The sequence below is a fragment of the Plantibacter sp. CFBP 13570 genome (assembly GCF_014841395.1).
Lineage (GTDB): Bacteria > Actinomycetota > Actinomycetes > Actinomycetales > Microbacteriaceae > Plantibacter > Plantibacter auratus.
This window is the reverse complement of sequence record NZ_JACYTW010000009.1, coordinates 21,595-44,021: the sequence shown is the minus strand read 5'-3', so window position 1 is coordinate 44,021 and position 22,427 is coordinate 21,595. Positions and strand designations below refer to the sequence as shown.

Below are 22,427 nucleotides of genomic sequence, written 5' to 3'. Positions count from 1 at the left end.
CCGGGCGAAGGAGACAGAAGAACATGACTGAAACCCCAACCGCCCAGCTGTCCGCCGCCGGCGTCAGCATCTGGCTCGACGACCTCTCCCGCGGACGCATCCAGTCCGGTGGGCTGGAGCAGCTCATCGCCGACCGCAACGTCGTCGGTGTCACGACGAACCCGACGATCTTCGCGTCCGCGCTCAGCAACGGCGACGTCTACGCCGAGCAGGTCGCCCAGCTCGCCGCCGACGGCAAGGACGTCACCGAGGCGGTCTTCGAGATCACCACCGACGACGTGGCCGCGGCATCGAAGATCTTCCGTGGGGTCTACGACTCCTCGAACGGGTACGACGGCCGCGTGTCGATCGAGGTCGAACCGGGCTTCGCGCACGACGCATCCTCGACGATCGACCAGGCCAAGCAGCTCTGGGCCAAGGTCAACCAGCCCAACGCGATGATCAAGATCCCCGCGACGGTCGAGGGCCTCGAGGCCATCACCGCGGTCATCGGCGCCGGCATCAGCGTCAACGTCACGTTGATCTTCAGCCTCACCCGCTACCGCGAGGTCATCAACGCGTTCCTCACCGGTCTCGAGCAGGCCAAGGCCGCGGGCCACGACCTCTCGACGATCCACTCGGTCGCCTCGTTCTTCGTGTCGCGGGTCGACACCGAGATCGACAAGCGTCTCGACGCGATCGGCAGCCCCGAGGCGACCGCGCTGAAGAGCAAGGCCGGCGTCGCGAACGCCCAGCTCGCGTACCAGGTCTTCGAGCAGGAGTTCGCGAGCGAGCGTGCCACCGCGCTCCTCGAGGCCGGCGCCAACAAGCAGCGTCCGCTCTGGGCCTCGACGGGCGTCAAGTCCGCCGACCTCCCCGACACGCTCTACGTGACCGAGCTCGTCGCCGACGGCGTGGTCAACACCATGCCGGAGAAGACCCTCGAGGCGACCTTCGACCACGGCGTCATCACCGGCGACACCGTCACCGGCTCCTACGCGGCTGCGAACGAGGTCCTCGATGCCATCGCCGCACTCGGCGTGTCGTACGACGAGGTGACGGCGCTGCTCGAGCGTGAGGGCGTCGAGAAGTTCATCGTGTCCTGGGACGAGCTGCTCGAGACCGTGAAGACGGCTCTGGAGGCCTCCAAGTGAGCTTCAAGATCCGCGTGAGCGGCGCGGCGGAAGCCGCTGTCGCATCGGTGGTCCCCACGCTCGTCAGCGACCTCGTCGCGTCGCGCATCACGGACCAGGACCCCACGCTGTGGGGTCCTGCGGCCGAGGCCGAGGCGTCCAAGCGCCTCGGCTGGGTCCAGGCGGTCTCCATCTCCCGCCCGCTGGTCGAGCCGATCCTCGCGCTCCGCGAGCAGTTCAACGACGAGGGTATCGACCACATCGTGCTCGCGGGCATGGGCGGTTCCTCGCTCGCGCCCGAGGTCATCACGAACACGCTGGGTGGCAACCTCACCGTCCTCGACTCGACCGCTCCCGGTCAGGTCCTCGCGGCCCTGGCGGACCGCCTCGAGACCTCGGTTCTCGTCGTCTCCTCGAAGTCCGGCTCCACCGTCGAGACCGACAGCCAGCGCCGTGCCTACGAGGCCGCGTTCACGGCTGCGGGGATCGACCCCGCGGGCCGCATCGTGATCGTCACCGACCCGGGCTCCCCGCTCGAGGCGGCGGCGAACGAGGCCGGCTACCGGGTCTTCAACGCCGACCCCAACGTCGGCGGTCGCTACAGCGCGCTCACCGCCTTCGGTCTCGTGCCGTCCGGTCTCGCCGGTGTCGACATCGGCGCGCTGCTCGACGAGGCCGACGCGGTGCTCGGGGAACTCGCGATCGACGACGCGTCGAACCCGGGACTCATCCTGGGTGCGGCGATCGGTGGCACCGTTCCGCTGCGCGACAAGGTCGGTCTCATCACCGACGGGACGCACATCGTCGGATTCCCGGACTGGGCCGAACAGCTCATCGCCGAATCGACCGGTAAGTCCGGTCGCGGCCTGCTGCCCGTCGTGCTCAACCCGCTCGCTCCCGAGCTCGAGTCGAAGCCGGCCGACCTCCAGATCGTCCGCATCGTCGACGACGCCCACGAGTTCCACCTGCTGCGCCACGACCGCCACGAGGGCGAGATCCTCGTCAGCGGCAGCCTCGGCGCGATGATGCTGGTGTGGGAGTACGCGACCGTCGTCGCCGGGCGCCTCATCGGCATCGACCCGTTCGACCAGCCGGACGTCGAGTCCGCGAAGGTCGCCACCCGTGGTCTGCTCGACAACCGTCCGGAGCCTGAGGCACCCGCCTTCGTCGCCGACGGTGTCGAGGTCCGCGGCTCGGCCGGTCTGCTGGACGGCGTGACTACCCTGTCCGGCGCCGTCGAGGCACTGCTCGCGCAGCTCCCCTCCGACGGCTACGTCGCGATCCAGGGCTACGTCGACCGTCTCGCCTCCCCGCAGCTCGAGAGCATCCGCGACCTCGTCGCGGCGAAGGCGGCACGACCCACGACCTTCGGTTGGGGCCCGCGCTTCCTGCACTCGACGGGTCAGTACCACAAGGGCGGCCCCGCGAACGGCGTGTTCCTGCAGATCACCGAGACGGCCCCCGTCGACCTGGAGATACCCGAGCGCCCGTTCACCTTCGGCCAGCTCATCGAGGCCCAGGCTGGCGGCGACGCCCGCGTCCTCGCCGAGCACGGTCGTCCGGTCCTCACGCTGACCCTCACGTCGCCGGACCAGAACATCGTCACCCTCTTCGACGCCGTCAACGACTAGCGCGTCACTGCACAAGGAGCTTCATGTCCCCGGTGGAAATCACCCCGGAGTCCAACCCGCTGCGGGTGGACACCGACCGACGCCTCAATCGGATCGCCGGTCCGAGCGGCCTCATCATCTTCGGCGTGACAGGCGACCTGTCCCGCAAGAAGCTGATGCCGGCCGTGTACGACCTGGCGAACCGGGGCCTCCTGCCCCCTGGCTTCTCACTCGTCGGGTTCGCCCGACGGGACTGGGAGGACCAGGACTTCATGGAGGTCGTCTACGAATCCGTCAAGCAGTACGCCCGGACCGAGTTCCGCGAGGACGTCTGGAACCAGCTCGCCCAGGGCATCCGGTTCGTCCCCGGTGAATTCGGTGACGACGCGGCGTTCGAGAAGCTGAAGGAGACCATCGAGGAGCTCGATGCGGATCGCGGGACGATGGGCAACCACGCGTTCTACCTCTCGATCCCGCCGAAGGCGTTCCCGCAGGTCACCGAGCAGCTCCGTCGCTCGGGACTCGCGGAGCCCGCTGACGGTCAGTGGCGCCGGGTGGTCATCGAGAAGCCGTTCGGCAGCGACCTCAAGACGGCTCGCGAGCTGAACGACATCGTGCAGTCGGTCTTCCCGTCGGACTCGATCTTCCGGATAGACCACTACCTGGGCAAGGAGACCGTCCAGAACATCCTGGCGCTCCGGTTCGCGAACCAGCTGTACGAGCCCATCTGGAACGCCAATTACGTCGACCACGTACAGATCACCATGGCCGAGGACATCGGCGTCGGCGGTCGTGCCGGGTACTACGACGGCATCGGAGCGGCGCGCGATGTCATCCAGAACCACCTGCTGCAGCTCCTCGCCCTCACGGCGATGGAGGAGCCGATCTCCTTCAACGCCGCAGACCTGCGCGCGGAGAAGGAGAAGGTCCTCGCGGCCGTCCGCCTCCCCGACGACCTCGGGGCCGCGACGGCCCGTGGGCAGTACGCCGGTGGTTGGCAGGGCGGCGAGCACGTGCTGGGCTTCCTCGACGAGGACGGGATGAACCCGGAGTCGACGACCGAGACCTACGCGGCCATGCGGCTCGACATCAACACGCGTCGGTGGGCCGGCGTGCCGTTCTACCTGCGTGCCGGGAAGCGCCTCGGACGCCGCGTCACCGAGATCGCGGTCGTCTTCAAGCGTGCTCCCCAGTACCTGTTCGCGGAGAGCCAGACCTCGGCGCTCGGCCAGAACGCCTTGGTCATCCGGGTCCAGCCCGACGAGGGTGTCACCATCCGCTTCGGTTCGAAGGTCCCGGGTGCCGGCACCCAGGTCCGCGACGTCACGATGGACTTCGGCTACGGCCACGCCTTCACCGAGGCGAGCCCCGAGGCGTACGAACGCCTCATCCTCGACGTCCTGCTGGGCGACCCGCCGCTCTTCCCCCGTCACGAGGAGGTCGAGCTCTCCTGGAAGATCCTCGACCCGATCGAGGAGTACTGGGCCGCTCAGGACACGCCGCTCGAGCAGTACGCTCCCGGCACCTGGGGCCCGTCCTCGGCCGACGACCTCATGAACCGCGACGGACGCACCTGGAGACGACCATGATCGTAGACCTGCCAGACACGACCACGAGCAAGCTCTCGAAGGCGCTCGTGACCATCCGCGAGGACGGCGGCGCCGTCGCCCTGGGTCGCGTGCTCACCTTGGTGATCTCGACGCGGCTCGGAGCCGAGGAGGAGGCCATCGAGGCCGCCAACGAGGCCTCCCGCGAGCACCCCATGCGGGTCATCGTCCTCTCCACGGAGCACGACGACCAGCACTCCTCCATCGGAGACCGGCTCGATGCCCAGATCCGCGTCGGCGGCGACGCCGGAGCGAGCGAGGTGGTCATCCTCCGCGCCTACGGTGCGGTCGCCGAGAACGAGGAGAGCCTCGTGACCGGTCTGCTCCTGCCCGACGCGCCCGTGGTCGCCTGGTGGCCGGGAGAGGCACCGGAACGCGTCTCGACGTCACCGATCGGCCGCATCGCCCAGCGTCGCATCACCGACGCGTCCGCGGCGGCGGACACCCACGCCGCCCTTCGCGGTCGCGCGGCGAACTACGCCCCCGGAGACACGGACTTCGCGTGGACCAGGCTCACGCTCTGGCGTGCACAGCTCGCGGCGGTGCTCGACCAGCCGCCGTACGAGCCCGTCACGGCGATCGAGGTGTCCGGAGCATCGGACTCCCCGTCGACCGAGCTGCTCGCCGCCTGGCTCCAGCTGCAGTTGCAGGTCGACGTGACCCACGAACTCAGCATGGCGCACGGGTCGAGCGGCATCCACGGTGTCCGCCTCACGCGGGCGTCCGGCAACGTCGTCCTCGAGCGACCCGTTCCCGACATCGCGACGCTGATCCAGCCCGGGCAGCCGACGCACGACCTCTCGCTCCCCCGTCGCAGTCTGCGCGACTGCCTCGCCGAGGAGCTGCGCACGCTCGACCCGGACGTCCTGTACGGACAGGTCATCACCGTGGGCCTCCCCGGCCTCGGCGAGCCGGTCACGCTCCGCGCTCGGACCAGCTGATGCCGACCGAGCGACGCGTCCTCGTCTACCAGGACCGCGACCAGCTGACGACCTCGGTCGCCAAGCGGTTCCTCTCCCGAACCCGTGAACTGCTCGAGTCGCAGGAGACGGTCCACGTCGTCTTGACCGGCGGTACGGTCGGCACGGGGACGCTCGCCGCCGTGGCCGCGTCGAAGGACCGCGACCGGGTGGACTGGTCCCGGGTGCACCTCTGGTGGGGGGACGAGCGCTGGGTCGCTCGGGACGACGCCGATCGGAACGAGTTGCAGGCACGCGAGGCCTTGCTGGAGACCCTGCTGGCGCTTCCGGAGCGTGGCCTCGTCGCCGAACACGTGCACGGATACCCGGCGCCGGAGGACGGCATCGACCTCGACGCCGCTGCGGTGCGCTACGCGGACGAGCTCCGTCGGTTCGCGCGGCCCGGCGAGGACCACCCGCGGTTCGACATCACGTTCCTGGGTGTCGGTCCCGACGGTCACGTCGCATCGCTCTTCCCCGAGCGGGCCGAGGTCTCGGTCACCGACACCTCGGTGGTCCCGGTGCGGAACTCCCCCAAGCCGCCGTCGGAACGACTCAGCCTGACGCGGCCGGCCATCAACTCCTCCGTGCGGGTCTGGCTCGTCCTCGCCGGCACCGACAAGGCGTCGGCACTCGGCCTCGCCCTCGCGGGTGCCAGCTACAACGAGGTCCCCGCCGCCGGGGCCAAGGGACGCAAACGGACGGTGTTCTTCGTCGACCAGGATGCGGCCGCCGAGGTCCCGGATTCATTGATCCTCCCGGAGTACTAGCGGAAGGCCGGTCGGCGAGCCGGTGCCGCTATGCAGAAAGGCCGTTCCCCGAGGGGAACGGCCTTTCCGCGTATGTGGTGCTGTGTCCGGCTACTTCGCTGCCGTACCGCGGCGTGCACGGAGCTGCTGGAGTGCCTCTTCGAGCAGCTGCTCCGCCTCTTCCTCTGTGCGTCGTTCCTTCACGTAGGCGAGGTGGGTCTTGTACGGCTCGAGCTTCGCGACCTCCGGCGGGTTCGCCTTGTCGCGACCGGCCGGCAGACCGGACGTCGGGCAGTCGATCGTCTCCGGGATCTCCTCGTCGGGGACGTTCGCCGCGAAGTGGCGGACCGTCTCGTTGCCGAGGGCGTCCCAGTAGGAGATGGCGATGCGGTCCGCGTGGTAGCCGTGGTCTTGCTCGCCCATGGGACCGGCGCCGACGCGTGATCCCCTGATAGCGCTTCCGCCTGATGCCATGGTGTTTCCTCTTTCTCGTACTGTCGAGAGTGGTTCGGGTGTGGTGCGTCGAGTTGCGTCCCCGGGATCGGGGCTTCGCGGCCGGGCTAGGCGGCGGCGAACTTCGTCAGGAGCCCGATCACGACGATGCAGGCACCCCAGGTCAGGCCGAGGATGACGGTGAAGCGGTTGAGGTTGCGCTCGGCGACCCCTGACGAACCGAGGTTGCTGGAGGAGCCGCCACCGAACATGTCGGACAGACCGCCGCCGCGGCCCTTGTGCAGCAGGATCAGGAAGGTGAGCAGGAGGCTGGTGATGCCGAGCAGCACCTGCAGGATGACCTGGAGAATCTCCACGTGAGACCTTTCGCATTCGCGTTCAGAGGGGCTGAACCGCCGTCCAGTATACCTCGACGGTTCAGCGGACACGGCTCGGCCCGCGGCTGGTGCCGCGGGCCGAGCCGTGTCGGTGCTGCTGGTGCAGCAGGTCGGTTAGAGCCCGACGTGCTGCGAGAAGCGGGCGATCCCGGCGAACTCCTCGGCGAGCAGGCTCGCGCCACCGACGAGGGCGCCGTCGACGTCGGGTTCGCGCATGAAGCCGGCGATGTTCGAGGCCTTCACCGAACCGCCGTAGAGGATCCGCGTGCGCTGCGCTGCCTCGTCGCCGAGGACCTCGGCGAGCGTGCTGCGGAGAGCGGCTGCGACCTGCTGCGCCTGGTCGGGCGTCGCCGCCTGACCGGAACCGATGGCCCACACCGGCTCGTAGGCCACGACGATGTCCGCATCCGGTGCGAGTCCGTCGATGGCCGCCTTGAGCTGCGCCACGGGGACGGCCGACGGGCCGTGTTCCTCGAGGTCTTCGGCGGTCTCACCGATGCAGATGACGGGGACGAGGTCGTGTCGCACGGCTGCGGCCGTCTTCGCCTGGACGACCTCGTCGGTCTCGTTGTGCAGGGTGCGGCGCTCGGAGTGTCCGACGAGTACGTAGCGGCAGTCGAGCTTCGCGAGGAACGCTCCGGAGATCTCACCGGTGTAGGCGCCAGAGTCGTGCTGCGACAGGTCCTGCGCCCCGTAGGCCAGCTTGAGCTTGTCGGCGGCGACGATCGTCTGGACCGAGCGGAGGTCCGTGAACGGCGGGAAGATGGCCACCTCGGCGTCGGCGTAGTCGTGCTTGCCGTCCTTGAGCGTCCAATCGAGCTTCTGGACGAGGGCGATCGCCTGGAGGTGGTCCAGGTTGAGCTTCCAGTTGCCGGCGATCAGGGGCACACGCGTGCGCCCGGGGGTTACTGCTGCCATCCGAGGACCTCCAGTCCAGGCAGGCGCTTGCCCTCGAGGAACTCGAGGCTGGCGCCGCCACCAGTTGAGATGTGACCGAACTGGTCATCATCGAAGCCGAGCGCACGAACCGCTGCGGCCGAGTCACCGCCACCGACGACGCTCAGGCCGTCCGTGCGGGTGAGTGCTTCAGCGACCGCGCGCGTACCGGCGGCGAAGGGCGCGAGTTCGAACACACCCATCGGGCCGTTCCAGAACACCGTCTTGGACGCGGCGACGATCTCGGCGAACGCTGCAGCCGTGTCCGGTCCGATGTCGAGTCCGAGTCCTGAGGCACCGAACGGGGTGTCCTCGATGGCGTCGGCCGGGCGCACGACGTGCTCGGCGTCGGCACCGAACGCCGAGGCGACGACGACGTCGGTCGGCAGGACGATGGTCACGCCGAGCTCGTCGGCCTTCGCGAGGTACCCGCGGACGGTTTCGATCTGGTCCGCTTCGAGCAGGCTCGAGCCGACGGCGTGCCCCTGGGCGGCGAGGAAGGTGAACAGCATGCCACCGCCGATGAGCAGCGAGTCGACGCGCGGCAGCAGGTGGCCGATGACGCCCAGCTTGTCGGAGACCTTCGAGCCGCCGAGGACGACCGTGTAGGGGCGCTCCGGGGTCTCGGTGAGACGGTCGAGGACTTCGAGCTCGGCGGCGATGAGCAGCCCGGCAGCGCTCGGGAGCAACTTGGCGAGCTCGTACACGCTCGCCTGCTTCCGGTGGACGACACCGAAGCCGTCGGAGACGACGACGTCGCCGAAGGCGGCGAGCTTGGCGGCGAACGCCTCACGTTCGCCGGCGTCCTTGCTGGTCTCGGCGGAGTTGAAGCGCAGGTTCTCGAGCAGCACGACGTCACCGTCGGTCTGCGCGGCGACGGCGTCGGTCGCGGCACTGCCGACGGTGTCGGCGGCGAAGGTCACGGGCTTGCCGAGGAGTTCGGACAGCCGCTGCGCGACGGGCGCAAGGCTGTACTTCGCGTCGGGTGTGCCGTCGGGGCGGCCGAGGTGCGAGACGATGACGACACGCGCACCCTGGTTGATGAGCGCGTTGAGGGTGGGGAGTGCCGCGCGGATGCGGCCGTCGTCGGTGATGACGCCGTCTTTGAGCGGAACGTTGAGGTCGAGGCGGACGACGGCTCTGCGACCGCTGAGGTCGCCCAGCGAGTCGAGGGTGCGGAGGGTCATGAGGAAGGTCTTTCTCTGCGCTGAGCCACGACCACCGACGAAGCCGAACGGGCGCCCTGAAGATGATTCAGGACGCCCGTTCGGACCATGCGGTGTCTGGCTGCTCGGGTGAGGAGTGCGGCAGACAGCCGGTTGGTTAGAGGCGGTCCGCGACGTACTCGGTGAGGTCGACGAGGCGGTTCGAGTAGCCCCACTCGTTGTCGTACCACGAGGCGACCTTGACCTGCGAGCCGATGACCTTGGTGAGGCCGGCGTCGAAGATCGAGGAGTGCGGGTCGGTCACGATGTCGCTCGAGACGATCGGGTCCTCGGTGTACTTCAGGATGCCCTTGAGGGGGCCCTCGGCGGCAGCCTTGTACGCGGCGTTGATCTCCTCGACTGTGGCCGGGTTGGTCAGCTCGACCGTGAGGTCGGTGATCGAACCGGTCGGGACCGGGACGCGCAGGGCGTAGCCGTCGAGCTTGCCGACGAGCTCCGGGATGACCAGGCCGAGTGCCTTGGCTGCACCGGTGGAGGTCGGGATGATGTTGACGGCGGCGGCGCGGGCACGACGGAGGTCGCTGTGCGGGCCGTCCTGCAGGTTCTGGTCGGCGGTGTAGGCGTGGACCGTGGTCATGAGGCCACGCTCGATGCCGAAGTTGTCGAGCAGGACCTTGGCGAGCGGCGCGAGGCAGTTCGTCGTGCAGGACGCGTTCGAGATGATGTCGTGCGTCGCGGCGTCGTAGGTGCCCTCGTTGACGCCGAGGACGATCGTGGCGACGTCGCTGCCCGTGGCGGGAGCGGACACGAGGACCTTCTTGGCGCCGGCGGTGATGTGCTTGCGGGCGTCGTCGGACTTCGTGAAGCGACCGGTCGACTCGATGACGATGTCGACGCCGAGCTCGCCCCAGGGGAGGTCGGCGGGGTCGCGCTCCGCGAGCACGATGATGGGCTTGCCGTTGACGATGATCTTGTCGCCGTCGAGCTCGACCGTGGCGTCCAGACGACCCGTGATGGAGTCGTACTTCAGGAGGTGGGCGAGCGCCTTGTTGTCGGTGAGGTCGTTGACAGCGACGATCTCGAGGTCGCTGCCCTTGGCGAGGGCGGCGCGGAAGAAGTTGCGGCCGATGCGGCCGAAGCCGTTGATGCCGATCTTGACGGACACAGATGACTCCTGATACTGAGGCGCCAGACGGCGCGATTGTACGGTCTGCTCGGAGTGAGCGCCCTCCCCGAGTGAGGAGGAAAGTGGTCCGTCCCGGCCCGTGGGACCGGGACGGACCGGTCAACTACGACAGTACCAGCAGGCCGTTGGTCTGCTTGCGCGCGACCTCGAAGCGTGCCTGGACGTCGGCCCAGTTGACGATGTTCCAGAACGCCTTGACGTAGTCGGCGCGGACGTTCTTGTAGTCGAGGTAGTAGGCGTGCTCCCAGACGTCGAGCAGCAGCAGCGGGACGGTGCCGGCCGGGAAGTTGCCCTGCTGGTCGAAGAACTGCTGGATGTTGATGCGCTGACCGAGGGTGTCCCAGGTGAGCGCGGCCCATCCGGATCCCTGCACGCCGAGCGCCGCGGCGGTGAAGTGCGCCTGGAACTTGTCGAAGCTGCCGAAGTACTCGTCGACGGCCGACTCGAGCTCACCGGTCGGCTTGTCGCCGCCGTCCGGGGAGAGGTTGTTCCACCAGATGGTGTGGTTGACGTGACCGCCGAGGTTGAACGCGAGGTCCTTCTCGAGCTTGTTGACGTTCGTGAAGTCGTTGGCGTCGCGGGCCTCAGCGAGCTTCTCGAGGGCCGTGTTCGCGCCGGCCACGTAGGTGGCGTGGTGCTTGTCGTGGTGGAGCTCGGTGATGGTCGCACTGATGTGCGGCTCGAGCGCACTGTAGTCGTACGGCAATTCGGGCAGTGAGTAAACAGCCATTCTTCGTGATCTCCTCGTGTTGTCCCGTGCGCTGTCTGCACACGGCTCTGAGCGTCATCACCCAGTCTAGTGAGCGGCAACCGTCGGGAGTCGGGGCTTGTTCCCAGCATGACGAACCGCGACGATGGCGGGTCGGCGAGGATTCACGAGCTGTTTCAGTCCTCGTAATCCGCCGGGAGGTTGGCGTCGGTGCCCGGGATGCCGAGATCGCTCGCGTGCTTGTCCGCCATGGCGAGCAGGCGCCGGATGCGGCCGGCGATGGCGTCCTTCGTCATCGGAGGGTCGGCGAAGTGGCCCAGTTCGTCGAGGCTGGCCTCACGGTGGTCGAGGCGCAGGGCACCGGCGTACTGCAGGTGGTCGGGCACCTCGTCGCCCAGGATCTCGAGGGCGCGCTCGACGCGCGCGCAGGCCGCCACGGCCGCCTGGGCGGAGCGGCGCAGGTTGGCGTCGTCGAAGTTGACGAGTCGGTTCGCGGTCGCCCGGACCTCCTTGCGCTGCCGCATCTCCTCCCAGGAGGTGACGGTGCCGGTGGCACCCATGAGCGACAGCATGCCGCTGATCGCGTCGCCCTCGCGGATGACGACACGGTGGATGCCGCGGACCTCCCGCGCCTTCGCGGAGACACCGATGCGGCCGGCGGCACCGACGAGCGCCATCGCGGACTCGTTACCGGGGCACACGACGTCCAGTGACGCGGATCGGCCGGGGTCGGTGAGGGACCCGGTGGCGAGGAACGCGCCCCGCCAAACGGCGGCGAGTTCGTCGCGCGACCCGGTGGTCAGCCGGTTCGGCAGCCCGCGGACCGCACGCCGCCGGGCGTCGAGGAGTCCGGTCTGCCGGGCGAGGGTCTCGCCACCCTCGATGACGCGCACCACGAACAGGCTCGGCTTGCCCGAGCTGCCGGGGTTCTGCACGAGGATCTCGCTGCGGATCCCGTAGAGCTCGCCGATGTCGCGCCGCACCCGCTGCGCGAGGGTCGGACTGTCGAGTTCGGCTTCGATCGCCACGCGTCCGGAGATCGTGTGGAGTCCGCCGGAGAAGCGGAGCAGGGACGCGAGTTCGGCCGCTCGGACCGAGTTGCGGGTCTCGCGGACGAGCGCCAGTTCGTTCTTGACGTCGGCGGTGAGGGCCACGGTGGTTCCTATCTGTCGTGATCGCGCCGTCGGAGTGCGGCGTCGATCCTGCATGTTCGCGATCCGGAGGCGTGGTGCCTCGGACCGTTCGGGCTCCGCCGCGGCTGCGTCGGGCCTGTGGGCGTCATTCGCGCCCGAGGTCTCGGTGCCGGACGTGTACGGCGACGCCGGACTGGTTCCGCAGCCGGTCGGCGAGTTCGAGGGCGACCGCGACCGAGCGGTGCTTGCCCCCCGTGCAGCCGACGGCGATGGTGACGTGACGCTTGTTCTCACGCTGGTACCCGGCGAGGACGGGTTCGAGGGCGTGGGCGTAGCTCTCGAGGAACTCGGCGGCTCCGGTCTGCGAGAGCACGTACTCACTGACCTCGGGGTCCTGACCGCTCAACGCACGCAGCTCCGGAACCCAGAACGGGTTCGGGAGGAACCGCATGTCGGCGACGAGGTCCGCATCAGGGGGCAGGCCGTATTTGAACCCGAAGCTCAGCACGGTGACCTGGACACCCGGTGTCTCCGCGCCGGCGAAGAGCTCACGCGTGGTCGTGGCGAGCTGGTGGATGTTGAGGTCGCTCGTGTCGATGATGACGTCGCTCGACTCACGGATCTCGCTCAGTCGGTGACGCTCCGCCACGATGCCGTCGAGGATCGTTCCCTCGCCCTGCAGCGGGTGCGGCCTGCGGACGGCTTCGAACCGGCGGACGAGCGCCGCGTCGGTCGCCTCCAGGAAGATCATGCGGAGGTGCGTCCCGCCCCGGAGCGCCGGCACGATCTCCTGCAGCTCGCTGAAGAAGTCGCGGCCGCGGACGTCGACCACCGCGGCGATCCGCGGCAGACGTGATCCGGCGCGCTCGGCGAGGTCGACGAGGGGGCGGAGCATCTGCGGGGGCAGGTTGTCGACGACGTACCAGCCGAGATCCTCGAGCGCGTTCGCGACGGTGGAGCGTCCGGCGCCGGACATCCCCGTGACGATGAGGACTTCCTGCTGGTGCTGCGGCTGGCCCGGGGTCATCGACACGCTTTCCTCGAAGGTCTGAAGTCCCAGCCTACCCATTCCGCGAGGCCTGCGAGGGCTGTGCGGAGCCGGAGGTCAACGCCTCGTGCACCGTGGCCGCCAGTTTGTCGCCGATGCCCTTGACCTCGGTGATCTCGGCCGGCGTCGCGGTCTTCAAGCGGGCGACGGATCCGAAGTGCTTGAGCAGCTCGCGGACCTTCGCCGGACCGAGCCCGGGGATCTCACCGAGGACGGTCGAGATGTCGCGCTTCCGCTTCTGTCGCTGGAAACTGATGGCGAACCGGTGCGCCTCGTCGCGGACCCGCTGGAGGAGGAACAGCGCTTCGCTCCCCCGCGGCAGGATCACCGGATACGGGTCCTCAGGCAACCAGATCTCCTCCAGTCGCTTCGCCAGTCCGCACAGGGTGATCCCGGTCAGGCCGGACTCCTCCAGCGCACGCGCGGCAGCGGCGACCTGCGGTTGCCCGCCGTCGACGATGAGGAGCTGCGGCGGATAGGTGAACTTCCGGCGCTTGCGCTCCCCCGTGGTCTCGTCGACCGTCTCGACGGGCTCGGACGACGTGAGGTGTGCGAGTCGCCGGGAGACGACCTGGTAGATCGAGTCGGTGTCGTCGGTGGACTCGGCGACGCCGAAGCGACGGTACTCGTCCTTGCGGGACAGCCCGTCCTCGAAGACCACCATCGACGCCACGATGTTGGTACCGCTCAGGTGTGACACGTCGAAGCACTCGATCCGCAGCGGCGCCTCGGGCATCCCGAGCGCATCGCGGATGTCCTCGAGTGCCTGCGTCCGGGCGACGAAGTCGGAGCTGCGCCGGGTCTTGTAGAGCATGAGGGCCTGCTTGGCGTTGACGACCGCGGTCTCCATGAGCGTCGCCTTCTCGCCGCGCTGGGCGACGCGGAGGGCGACCTTCGAGCCGCGGCGTTCGGCCAGCCAGTCCTCGAGGCTCTCGGCGTCGTCCGGCAGTTCCGGGACGAGCACCTCTCGCGGGACCTCGGTCCCACTCGCGGCGGCGTACACCCGTTGGACGACGCTGTCGACGAGCTCGGCGGTCGACATGTCGAGCTCCTTGTCGACGGTCCACGACCGTACACCGCGGATGCGGCCGCCACGGACGATGAACTGCTGCACCGACGCGGCGAGCTCGTCGTGGTCGATGCCGAACAGGTCGGCGTCCACGGCGTCGCGCAGGACGACCGCGCTCTTCGCGAGCACCTGGTCGAGCGCCTGGAGCTGATCCCGGTAGACGGCCGCGGACTCGTAGTCCTGGCGGGCCGCGGCGGCCTTCATGTCGGCGGTGATGCGCGTCGTGAACCGGCGGTCGTTGCCGACCATGAACGAGACGAAGTCGTCGACGATCGCGCGGTGTTCCTCGATGGTGACCTTGCCGGAGCACGGGCCGCCGCACCGCCCGATCTGTCCGGGGAAACAGGGCTTCCCCGAGGCCATGGCCCGCTTGTACGCCGAGTCGGAGCAGGTGCGGATCGGGAAGACCTTGATCATGAGGTCGACCGTGTCGTGGACGGCCCAGATCTTCGGGTACGGACCGAAGTACTTGGCCCCCGGGATCCGGGTGTTCCGGGTGACCATGACGCGCGGCGCCTCGTCACCGAGGGTGACCGCGAGGTACGGGTACGACTTGTCGTCGCGGAACTTGACGTTGAACGGCGGGTCGTACTCCTTGATCCACGTGTACTCGAGCTGCAGCGCCTCGACGTCGCTGCCGACCGTCGTCCAGGTGACCCCGGTCGCGGTCGTCACCATGCGGCGCGTTCGCTCGTGCAGCGTGTGCAGGGGCGCGAAGTAGTTGCTGAGCCTCGCCCGGAGGTTCATCGCCTTGCCGACGTAGAGCACCCGGCCCGAGTCGTCGCTGAAGCGGTACACGCCGGGCATGGTGGGGATCTCCCCCGCCTTCGGCCGGTACGCCAGACCACTTCCGCCGCGGACGGCCACCACGTCAGCCCGCCTTGCGGCTGCCGCCGGCCTCTGCCTCGAACAGTTCGTTCAGGAAGAAGCCCGTGTGGCTGCCGGGGACCGTCGCGAGGTGCTCGGGTGTTCCCGTGGCGAGGACCGTCCCGCCACCGGCTCCACCCTCGGGGCCCATGTCGATGAGCCAGTCGGCGGACTTGATGACGTCGAGGTTGTGCTCGATCACGATGACCGTGTTGCCCTTGTCGACGAGCCCGCCGAGGACAAGCAGCAGCTTCCGGACGTCTTCGAAGTGCAGACCCGTGGTCGGCTCGTCGAGGACGTAGACACTGCGCCCGTTGCTCCGCCGCTGCAGCTCCGTCGCGAGCTTGACGCGCTGGGCCTCGCCGCCGGACAGCGTCGTGGCGCTCTGGCCGAGACGGACGTAGCCCAGGCCGACCTCGACGAGCGTCTTCAGGAACCGGTGGATCGAGGAGATCGGCTCGAAGAAGTCGGCAGCCTCGGCGATCGGCATGTCGAGGACCTCGGCGATGTTCTTGCCCTTGTAGTGGATGGTCAGGGTGTCGCGGTTGTACCGCGCTCCCCCGCACACCTCGCAGGCGACGTAGACGTCGGGCAGGAAGTTCATCTCGATCTTGATCGTGCCGTCGCCCGAGCAGGCCTCACAGCGGCCGCCCTTGACGTTGAAGCTGAACCGTCCGGCGAGGTAGCCGCGGACCTTGGCCTCCTGCGTCTCCGCGAAGAGGTTGCGGATCTTGTCGAAGACGCCGGTGTACGTGGCAGGGTTCGAGCGAGGGGTGCGGCCGATGGGCGCCTGGTCGACGTGGACCACCTTGTCGAGGTGCTCCAGACCCGTGACCCTGGTGTGCTTGCCGGGCAGCTTGCGCGCGCCGTTCAGCTTGTTCGCCAGGACCCGGTACAGGACGTCGTTGACGAGCGAGGACTTCCCGGAACCGCTCACGCCGGTGACGGCGGTGAGGACTCCGAGCGGGAAGTCCGCGCTGACCTTCTTCAGGTTGTTGGCCTGCGCTCCGATCACCTGGATCTGACGCTTCGTGTCGATCGGACGACGCTTCGCCGGGATCTCGATGGCCTTGCGGCCGGAGAGGTAGTCGCCGGTGAGGGACTCGGTGTTGGCCTCGAGCGCCTCGTACGACCCGGAGTGCACGACGCGGCCGCCGTTGACGCCCGCGCCGGGACCGATGTCGACGATCCAGTCGGCGGTGCGGATGGTGTCCTCGTCGTGTTCGACGACGATCAGCGTGTTGCCGAGGTCGCGCAGGGCCACGAGGGTCTCGATGAGGCGGCGGTTGTCGCGCTGGTGCAGGCCGATGCTCGGTTCGTCGAGGACGTAGAGCACGCCGGTGAGTCCCGAGCCGATCTGCGTCGCGAGGCGGATGCGCTGCGCCTCGCCGCCCGAGAGGGAGCCGGCGGTCCGGGCCAGATCGAGGTAGTTGAGTCCGACCTGGATGAGGAAGTCGAGTCGGACCTTGATCTCGCGCAGCACCTGCGCGGCGATGTGGGCCTCGCGGTCGCTCAGCTCGAGGCGGTCCATGAACGCGCGGGCGTCGGAGAGGCTCAGCTCGGCGACCTCGGCGATGTTGTGGTCGTGGATCAGGACGGAGAGGACCTCCGGCTTCAGGCGACGACCGCCGCAGACCTGGCACGGGACTTCGCGCAGGTACTCGGACCAGCGCACGCGCTGGCTGTCGGTGTCGGCCTGGAGGTACTGACGCTCGATGTACGGGATGACGCCCTCGAAGCCCGAGGAGTAGCTCATCTCGCGGCCGAAGCGGTTCTTCCACTTGACCTTGACCTTGAAGTTGTCGCCGCGGAGCACCGCCTCCTGGACCTTGGAAGGCAGGTCGCGCCAGGGGGTGTCGAGCGAGAAGTCGAGGTCGCGGGCCAGCCCGTCGAGCAGCTTCTCGTAGTACTGGTAGAGCCCCTTGCCCTGGGTGGTCCACGGGACGATGACGCCCTCGTTGATGCTGAGTTCCTCGTCGCCGAGGAGCAGCTCCGCGTCGACCGACATGCGCGTGCCGAGGCCCGAGCACTCCGGGCAGGCACCGAACGGTGCGTTGAACGAGAACGTCCGCGGCTCGATCTCGGTCAGCTGCAACGGGTGGTTGTTCGGGCAGGAGAGCTTCTCGGAGAAGGTGCTCCAGGCGTCGTCGCCCTCTTCGTCGACGAAGTTGATCGTCACGAGGCCGTCGGTGAGCTGCAGTGCCGTCTCGAGGGAGTCGGTCAGGCGACCGAGGATCTCGGGCCCGGCGACGAGGCGGTCGACGACGACCGCGATGTCGTGCTTGACCTGCTTCTTGAGGGTCGGCGGTTCCGCGAGCTGGATCGCCTCGCCGTCGACGATGGCGCGCGCGAAGCCCTTGGCCGAGAGCTCCTTGAAGAGGTCGACGAACTCGCCCTTCTTCTGGCTCACGACGGGGGCGACGATCTGGTAGCGGCGTCGCTCCTCGAGCTCCATCAGCTGGTCGGCGATCTGCTGCACCGTCTGGCGCTGGATGACCTCGCCGCAGACCGGGCAGTGCGGGACGCCGATGCGCGCCCAGAGCAGCCGCATGTAGTCGTAGACCTCGGTGATCGTCCCGACGGTCGACCGGGGGTTGCGGTTCGTGGACTTCTGGTCGATCGAGACCGCGGGGCTCAGGCCCTCGATGAAGTCGACGTCCGGGCGGTCGACCTGACCGAGGAACTGGCGGGCGTACGCCGAGAGCGACTCGACGTAGCGTCGCTGGCCCTCGGCGAAGATCGTGTCGAAGGCGAGTGAGGACTTCCCCGAGCCCGAGAGACCCGTGAAGACGACGAGCGAGTCGCGCGGGATCTCGAGGTCGACGTTCTGAAGATTGTGGACGCGGGCACCGCGGACGCTGAGCGTGGAGTGGTGATCTACCTTGGCAATTGACACCCTTCGAGTCTACGCAGCACCACCGACACCGGACTCCCGAGCGGTGTCTGTGGTACTGCGCTCTCAGCGAAGCGCCGGACTAGATGTGCCCGGCCTTGGCCATCTGTCGAAGTTCCTGCTTGAGTTCGGAGACCTCGTCGCGGAGACGGCCGGCGAGTTCGAACTTGAGCTCCGCCGCGGCGGCCAGCATCTGGGCGTTGAGGTCCGCGATGATCGACTCGAGGTCGTTCGCGCCCTCGGCGGCGATGCCCTCCCGACGCAGGTTCGGCGTCGGGCTCTTCTTCTTGCCGTTGTCGCGTCCGGCGAGCAGCGCCGCGGTGTCTGCGCCCTCACGGGCGAGCGCCTCGGTGATGTCGGCGATCCGCTTGCGCAGCGGCTGCGGATCGATCCCGCGCTCCTCGTTGTAGGCGACCTGCTTCTCGCGGCGACGGTCCGTCTCCTCGATCGCGCGCTTCATCGAGTCGGTCAGGACGTCGGCGTACATGTGGACCTCGCCGGACACGTTGCGGGCGGCACGACCGATGGTCTGGATGAGCGAGGTCGACGAGCGGAGGAAGCCCTCCTTGTCGGCGTCGAGGATCGCCACGAGCGAGACCTCCGGGAGGTCGAGCCCCTCGCGCAGCAGGTTGATGCCGATGAGGACGTCGTAGACGCCCTGCCGGAGTTCGCTCAACAGCTCGACCCGCCGGAGGGTGTCGACGTCGGAGTGCAGGTAGCGGACGCGCACGCCGGCCTCGGTCAGGAAGTCGGTGAGCTCCTCCGCCATCTTCTTGGTGAGGGTGGTGACGAGGACGCGTTCGTCGCGCTCGGCGCGGACCCGGATCTCCTCGAGGAGGTCGTCGATCTGGCCGTTGGAGGGCTTGACGATGATCGCCGGGTCGACGAGGCCGGTCGGGCGGATGATCTGCTCGACGATGCCGTCCGCGATGCCCATCTCGTACTTGCCCGGCGTCGCCGAGAGGTACACCGTCTGGCCGACGCGGTTCTTGAACTCGTCCCACCGGAGCGGGCGGTTGTCCATCGCGCTCGGGAGTCGGAACCCGTGCTCGACGAGGGTGCGCTTGCGGGAGGCGTCGCCCTCGAACATCGCGCCGATCTGCGGGACGGTGACATGCGACTCGTCGATGACGGTGAGGAAGTCGTCGGGGAAGTAGTCGAGGAGGCAGTTCGGTGCCTCACCGGCCGAGCGACCGTCGATGTGGCGCGAGTAGTTCTCGATGCCGGAGCAGAAGCCGATCTGCTGCATCATCTCGAGGTCGAAAGTGGTCCGCATGCGGAGCCGCTGCGCCTCGAGGAGCTTGCCCTCGCGTTCGAGCGACTGGAGCCGCTCCGCCAGCTCCTCCTGGATGGTGCCGATGGCGCGCTGGATCGTCTGCGGGCTGGCGGCGTAGTGGGAGGCCGGGAACACCGACACCGCGTCGAGCTTCTTCACGACGTCGCCGGTGAGCGGGTGCAGGGCGTAGAGGGCCTCGATCTCGTCGCCGAAGAATTCGATGCGGATCGCGAGCTCCTCGTAGACCGGGATGATCTCGATGGTGTCGCCGCGCACACGGAAGTTGCCGCGCGAGAAGTCGACGTCGTTGCGGTTGTACTGCATGCCGACGAACTTGCGGATGAGGCGGTCGCGCCCGATGTTCTGCCCGACCTGCAGCGCCGCCATCGCCTCCAGGTACTCCTCCGCCGCACCGAGACCGTAGATGCACGACACGGTCGACACGACGATGACGTCGCGACGGCTCAGCAGCGAGTTGGTGGTCGAGTGCCGCAGTCGCTCGACCTCGGCGTTGATCGACGAGTCCTTCTCGATGAAGGTGTCGGTCTGTGGGACGTACGCCTCGGGCTGGTAGTAGTCGTAGTAGGAGACGAAGTACTCGACCGCGTTGTTCGGCATGAGCTCGCGGAACTCGTTCGCCAGCTGGGCCGCGAGCGTCTTGTTGTGTGCCAGGACGAGCGTCGGGCGCTGGACGGCTTCGATGAGCCAGGCGGTCGTCGCGGACTTACCGGTACCCGTGGCGCCCAACAGGACGACGTCGGTCTCGCCGGCGTTGATGCGCCCGGACAGCTGCTCGATGGCGGCGGGCTGGTCGCCGCTCGGCTCGTACTCGCTGATCACCTCGAAGGGGCGGACGGCGCGTGTTGGTTCCATGCTCCGAGTCTACGGAGGACCACCGACACCACTGCCCCGCTTCGCCCACAGCGGAGCGGGTGAAGCGCTCAGACGCCGTCCTGACGGTCGGGCGCCGGTACAGCGGCCGCGGCGGCGCGGTGCCAGACCGCGTCGACCTGGCTGAGAGTGTGCTCGAGCGAGCCGGCGGTGTCGATCACCACGTCGGCGACGGCGGCGCGCTGCTCCTCGGTCGCCTGGGCCGCGATCCGTCGTTCCGCCTCGCCCCGGTCGAGCCCGCGGAGGTCGACGAGCCGACGGGCGCGCTCCCCCTCCGGAGCTGCGGCGACGACCACGAGGTCGAACTCGTCTGCGCGGCCGGTCTCGACGAGCAGCGGGACGTCGTAGACGACGACGGCACCGGGGTCGCTCGAGGCTTCGGCGATCCGGGCCTGTGAACACCGCTTGACCTCCGGGTGCACGATGGCGTTGAGGTCGGCCCGCGCCTGGTCGTCGGCGAAGACGATGGAGCCGAGCGCAGCGCGGTCGAGTGCTCCGTCGGGCCCGATCACGTCGGCACCGAAGCGCTTCGCGATGGCGGCCAGTCCCGGGGTCCCCGGCTCGACGGCCTCTCGTGAGAGGACGTCCGCGTCGATGACGACGGCGCCGTGTTCAGCGAGCCGGGCCGCGATGGTCGATTTGCCGGAGGCGATCCCGCCGGTGAGGCCGATGAGGTACATGTCAGCCAGCGTACCCGCGGAGCGTGCAGCGCCTTCGACGAGCGCCCCTCGCACAACGCAGCAGGGAGCCGCCCGAAGGCGACCCCCTGCTGGACACCGACGCTGGTCGGTGCTGGTGGGACTAGTTGCTCGAGAGCTTCTCGCGGAGGGCCGCGAGGGACTCGTCGTCAGCGAGCGTGCCGCCGCCGGCGGAGTCGCTCGAGAACGAGGAACCGGCCGACGAGGACGCGGTCGAGGAGGAAGCCTGGTTGGCCTCTTCGACGGCTGCGGCAGCGACCTGCTTCTTGTGCGCTTCCCAACGAGCCTGGGCGGCAGCGTAGTCCTGCTCCCACTTCTCGCGCTCGGCGTCGAAGCCTTCCTTCCACTCCTGCGTCTCGGCGTCGAAGCCCTCGGGGTACTTGTAGTTCCCGAGTTCGTCGTACTCCGTGAGCATGCCGTAGAGGGCCGGGTCGAACTCGGTGCCCTCGGGGTCGACACCCTCGTTGGCCTGCTTGAGGCTCAGCGAGATGCGGCGACGCTCGAGGTCGATGTCGATGACCTTGACGAAGACCTCTTCGCCGACCGACACGACCTGCTCGGCGAGCTCGACGTGCTTGCCGGAGAGCTCCGAGATGTGCACGAGGCCCTCGATGCCGTCTGCGACGCGGACGAACGCACCGAACGGGACGAGCTTGGTGACCTTACCCGGTGCAACCTGGCCGATGGCGTGGGTGCGGGCGAAGACCTGCCACGGGTCCTCCTGGGTCGCCTTGAGCGACAGCGAGACGCGCTCGCGGTCCAGGTCGACCTCGAGGATCTCGACGGTGACTTCCTGACCGACCTCGACGACCTCGCTGGCGTGCTCGATGTGCTTCCAGCTGAGCTCGGAGACGTGGACGAGACCGTCGACGCCGCCGAGGTCGACGAACGCGCCGAAGTTGACGATCGAGGAGACGACGCCCTTGCGGACCTGTCCCTTCTGGAGGTTGTTGAGGAAGGTGGTGCGGCTCTCGGACTGCGTCTGCTCGAGGAGCGCACGGCGCGACAGGACCACGTTGTTGCGGTTCTTGTCGAGCTCGAGGATCTTCGCCTCGATCTCCTGGCCGAGGTACGGCGTGAGGTCGCGGACGCGGCGCAGCTCGATGAGCGAAGCCGGGAGGAAGCCACGGAGGCCGATGTCGACGATGAGGCCGCCCTTGACGACCTCGATGACCGAACCGGTGACGACGCCGTCGGATTCCTTGATCTTCTCCACGTCGCCCCAAGCACGCTCGTACTGCGCGCGCTTCTTCGACAGGATCAGACGGCCTTCCTTGTCCTCCTTCTGGAGAACGAGAGCCTCGATCGTGTCGCCGACGTTGACGACCTCGGAGGGGTCGACGTCGTGCTTGATGGAGAGTTCACGCGAGGGGATGACACCCTCGGTCTTGTAGCCGACGTCGAGGAGGACCTCGTCGCGGTCGATCTTCACGACGGTGCCCTCGATGAGGTCGCCGTCGTTGAAGAACTTCAGAGTCTTTTCGACCGCTGCGAGGAAGTCCTCAGCAGATCCGATGTCGTTGATTGCGACCTGCTTGGGGGCGGTCGTTGCGCTTGTCATGTAGTAATTGCTCCAGGTGGACAATGATTCAGGCCGGCCTCGCGCACGGCTCCGGACCCGTGGATGACCACGGACGTTGATCGAAGCGATGCTGTTGTGTGAACCGATCCGGGGATCGGTGTCGCTC

General features: G+C 68.3%; 18 protein-coding genes. 5 read left to right on the top strand and 13 right to left on the bottom strand.

Annotation, left to right across the window (positions count from 1 at the left end; genetic code table 11):
- Nucleotides 1–23 precede the first annotated feature (23 nt).
- The 5 genes from tal to pgl are packed head-to-tail and all read left to right on the top strand — an operon-like array spanning nt 24 to nt 6,058.
- Complete coding sequence (tal, locus tag IFT89_RS05160; RefSeq protein WP_192017932.1) at nt 24–1,133, top strand: transaldolase; 1,110 nt, start codon at nt 24–26, stop codon at nt 1,131–1,133.
- Nucleotides 1,130–2,743, top strand: a complete 1,614-nt coding sequence (locus IFT89_RS05155; protein WP_064296930.1) for a glucose-6-phosphate isomerase — start codon at nt 1,130–1,132, stop codon at nt 2,741–2,743. Before tal ends, IFT89_RS05155 begins: the two co-directional genes overlap by 4 nt.
- Before the next feature lie 23 nt (nt 2,744–2,766).
- Nucleotides 2,767–4,311, top strand: coding sequence for a glucose-6-phosphate dehydrogenase (gene zwf / locus IFT89_RS05150; protein ID WP_202938429.1), 1,545 nt, complete (start codon nt 2,767–2,769; stop codon nt 4,309–4,311).
- The gene (locus tag IFT89_RS05145; RefSeq protein WP_079705959.1) at nt 4,308–5,270 is read left to right on the top strand and encodes a glucose-6-phosphate dehydrogenase assembly protein OpcA; all 963 of its coding nucleotides are present in this window, start codon (nt 4,308–4,310) and stop codon (nt 5,268–5,270) included. The genes zwf and IFT89_RS05145 overlap by 4 nt, the downstream gene beginning before the upstream one ends.
- Nucleotides 5,270–6,058: a 6-phosphogluconolactonase gene (gene pgl, locus IFT89_RS05140; RefSeq protein WP_079705958.1), complete on the top strand. Its 789-nt coding sequence runs from the start codon at nt 5,270–5,272 to the stop codon at nt 6,056–6,058. The genes IFT89_RS05145 and pgl overlap by 1 nt, the downstream gene beginning before the upstream one ends.
- 90 nt (nt 6,059–6,148) lie before the next feature.
- On the opposite strand, the gene IFT89_RS05135 is transcribed toward pgl, so the two are convergent.
- From IFT89_RS05135 to rpsA, 13 genes are all read right to left on the bottom strand, one after another.
- The gene (locus tag IFT89_RS05135; protein ID WP_064296926.1) at nt 6,149–6,511 is read right to left on the bottom strand and encodes an RNA polymerase-binding protein RbpA; all 363 of its coding nucleotides are present in this window, start codon (nt 6,509–6,511) and stop codon (nt 6,149–6,151) included.
- Between the two features lie 86 nt (nt 6,512–6,597).
- The gene (secG, locus tag IFT89_RS05130; protein ID WP_056005661.1) at nt 6,598–6,846 is read right to left on the bottom strand and encodes a preprotein translocase subunit SecG; all 249 of its coding nucleotides are present in this window, start codon (nt 6,844–6,846) and stop codon (nt 6,598–6,600) included.
- A gap of 135 nt (nt 6,847–6,981) precedes the next feature.
- Nucleotides 6,982–7,785: a triose-phosphate isomerase gene (gene tpiA, locus IFT89_RS05125; protein ID WP_202938428.1), complete on the bottom strand. Its 804-nt coding sequence runs from the start codon at nt 7,783–7,785 to the stop codon at nt 6,982–6,984.
- On the bottom strand, nt 7,773–8,990 hold the full coding sequence (locus IFT89_RS05120; RefSeq protein ID WP_079705956.1) for a phosphoglycerate kinase: 1,218 nt from the start codon (nt 8,988–8,990) through the stop codon (nt 7,773–7,775). Before IFT89_RS05120 ends, tpiA begins: the two co-directional genes overlap by 13 nt.
- 136 nt (nt 8,991–9,126) lie before the next feature.
- The gene (gene gap / locus IFT89_RS05115; RefSeq protein WP_064296923.1) at nt 9,127–10,134 is read right to left on the bottom strand and encodes a type I glyceraldehyde-3-phosphate dehydrogenase; all 1,008 of its coding nucleotides are present in this window, start codon (nt 10,132–10,134) and stop codon (nt 9,127–9,129) included.
- Nucleotides 10,135–10,258: 124 nt separating this feature from the next.
- Complete coding sequence (locus tag IFT89_RS05110; protein WP_064296922.1) at nt 10,259–10,885, bottom strand: superoxide dismutase; 627 nt, start codon at nt 10,883–10,885, stop codon at nt 10,259–10,261.
- Between the two features lie 155 nt (nt 10,886–11,040).
- Nucleotides 11,041–12,018, bottom strand: a complete 978-nt coding sequence (whiA, locus tag IFT89_RS05105; protein WP_064296921.1) for a DNA-binding protein WhiA — start codon at nt 12,016–12,018, stop codon at nt 11,041–11,043.
- A gap of 124 nt (nt 12,019–12,142) precedes the next feature.
- Nucleotides 12,143–13,024, bottom strand: a complete 882-nt coding sequence (rapZ, locus tag IFT89_RS05100) for an RNase adapter RapZ (protein WP_064296920.1) — start codon at nt 13,022–13,024, stop codon at nt 12,143–12,145.
- A 34-nt stretch (nt 13,025–13,058) separates the two neighbouring features.
- A complete protein-coding gene (gene uvrC / locus IFT89_RS05095; RefSeq protein WP_290368182.1) occupies nt 13,059–14,984 on the bottom strand; it encodes an excinuclease ABC subunit UvrC in 1,926 nt (641 codons plus the stop codon).
- A 1-nt stretch (nt 14,985) separates the two neighbouring features.
- Complete coding sequence (uvrA, locus tag IFT89_RS05090) at nt 14,986–17,877, bottom strand: excinuclease ABC subunit UvrA (RefSeq protein WP_202938427.1); 2,892 nt, start codon at nt 17,875–17,877, stop codon at nt 14,986–14,988.
- Between the two features lie 79 nt (nt 17,878–17,956).
- Nucleotides 17,957–20,023 (bottom strand): excinuclease ABC subunit UvrB, encoded by a 2,067-nt coding sequence (gene uvrB, locus IFT89_RS05085; protein ID WP_056777426.1) that lies wholly within the window; start codon nt 20,021–20,023, stop codon nt 17,957–17,959.
- Between the two features lie 68 nt (nt 20,024–20,091).
- Complete coding sequence (gene coaE / locus IFT89_RS05080) at nt 20,092–20,721, bottom strand: dephospho-CoA kinase (protein ID WP_202938426.1); 630 nt, start codon at nt 20,719–20,721, stop codon at nt 20,092–20,094.
- A 121-nt stretch (nt 20,722–20,842) separates the two neighbouring features.
- Nucleotides 20,843–22,300: a 30S ribosomal protein S1 gene (gene rpsA / locus IFT89_RS05075; protein ID WP_056005690.1), complete on the bottom strand. Its 1,458-nt coding sequence runs from the start codon at nt 22,298–22,300 to the stop codon at nt 20,843–20,845.
- Nucleotides 22,301–22,427 lie beyond the last annotated feature (127 nt).

Bases quoted from the DNA above. Each gene is read 5' to 3' on its own strand.
- IFT89_RS05145 (WP_079705959.1), top strand. From the start codon at position 4,308: ATGATCGTAGACCTGCCAGACACGACCACGAGCAAGCTCTCGAAGGCG.
- rapZ (WP_064296920.1), bottom strand. From the start codon at position 13,024: ATGACCCCGGGCCAGCCGCAGCACCAGCAGGAAGTCCTCATCGTCACG.
- IFT89_RS05110 (WP_064296922.1), bottom strand. From the start codon at position 10,885: ATGGCTGTTTACTCACTGCCCGAATTGCCGTACGACTACAGTGCGCTC.
- rpsA (WP_056005690.1), bottom strand. From the start codon at position 22,300: ATGACAAGCGCAACGACCGCCCCCAAGCAGGTCGCAATCAACGACATC.
- zwf (WP_202938429.1), top strand. From the start codon at position 2,767: ATGTCCCCGGTGGAAATCACCCCGGAGTCCAACCCGCTGCGGGTGGAC.
- tal (WP_192017932.1), top strand. From the start codon at position 24: ATGACTGAAACCCCAACCGCCCAGCTGTCCGCCGCCGGCGTCAGCATC.
- IFT89_RS05135 (WP_064296926.1), bottom strand. From the start codon at position 6,511: ATGGCATCAGGCGGAAGCGCTATCAGGGGATCACGCGTCGGCGCCGGT.
- IFT89_RS05120 (WP_079705956.1), bottom strand. From the start codon at position 8,990: ATGACCCTCCGCACCCTCGACTCGCTGGGCGACCTCAGCGGTCGCAGA.
- pgl (WP_079705958.1), top strand. From the start codon at position 5,270: ATGCCGACCGAGCGACGCGTCCTCGTCTACCAGGACCGCGACCAGCTG.
- uvrB (WP_056777426.1), bottom strand. From the start codon at position 20,023: ATGGAACCAACACGCGCCGTCCGCCCCTTCGAGGTGATCAGCGAGTAC.
- tpiA (WP_202938428.1), bottom strand. From the start codon at position 7,785: ATGGCAGCAGTAACCCCCGGGCGCACGCGTGTGCCCCTGATCGCCGGC.
- coaE (WP_202938426.1), bottom strand. From the start codon at position 20,721: ATGTACCTCATCGGCCTCACCGGCGGGATCGCCTCCGGCAAATCGACC.